The following is an 815-nucleotide window of genomic DNA, read 5'->3' as shown; positions in this document are numbered from 1 at the left end:
GCGATCAAGGTGCCGCACAACACCCGCTTCGACCCCAATGCGGTGAAGAAGCAACTCGGTATCGCCGTTTCGCAATGGGACGGCTTCATGTACCGCATGCGGGCGCTGGCCGAACGCAAGGTGCAATGGCATGAAGCATTGGGGTTCTTCATGAATGTGCTGTGCGAGACCAGCCCGACCGGCGCGCTGCCGGAGCAACTGCCCAACGAACGCGCCTTGCGCAAGGTCCAGGAGTTGTACGAGGGTCGCGGTCGAGGCAGTCAGCTGGACTCGGCACGCGGCACCGCCTGGGGCCTGCTCAACGCCGTAACCGAGTATGTCGACCATGAGCGCCGTGCCCGTAGCAACGAATACCGCATGGACTCGGCCTGGTTCGGCCAGGGCGCACAGATTAAGCAACGCGCCTTAGATGCCGCACTGCAACTCGCCGCTTAATCGTCACCTACCTCACCCATCGCGCCCGGTCAGCCTTGTGCTGGCTGGGCGTTTTTATGTCAGCAGGTGAATACCATGAAAGCAACGTCATTGAACGGCAGCACCCGCAAGAAACGTCCTGCCCTGCGCTTGGTCAGCACCAAGGAGCTGCCGCGCGAGGACTGGCTGCAGATCCGCAAGCAGGGCATCGGCAGTTCGGATGCCGCCGCTGCCGTGGGACTGAACCCCTACAAGTCGCAGCTGGAGCTATGGCTGGAGAAAACCGGCCGCGACACCGAGCTGCCCAAGGCCGATCCCCACGATGAGGAAAGCCCGATGTACTGGGGCAATGTCCTGGAACCCATCGTAGCCTGGCATTACAGCAAGCGCACCAAGAACAA

2 protein-coding genes are annotated in these 815 nt (G+C 61.8%); both read left to right on the top strand.

Going from position 1 to position 815, the window contains the following annotated elements; all coding sequences use genetic code 11:
- Positions 1–435: DUF932 domain-containing protein (locus tag G1E_RS27005; protein WP_009683522.1), on the top strand; the 435-nt coding region annotated here is incomplete at its 5' end.
- 75 nt (positions 436–510) lie between these two features.
- On the top strand, positions 511–815 hold a 305-nt coding region (locus G1E_RS27000; RefSeq protein WP_177329633.1), incomplete at its 3' end, for a YqaJ viral recombinase family protein.

It is taken from the genome of Pseudomonas sp. TJI-51, assembly GCF_000190455.2.
Taxonomy (GTDB): domain Bacteria; phylum Pseudomonadota; class Gammaproteobacteria; order Pseudomonadales; family Pseudomonadaceae; genus Aquipseudomonas; species Aquipseudomonas juntendi.
This window is presented reverse-complemented; position numbering and strand designations above follow the sequence as displayed.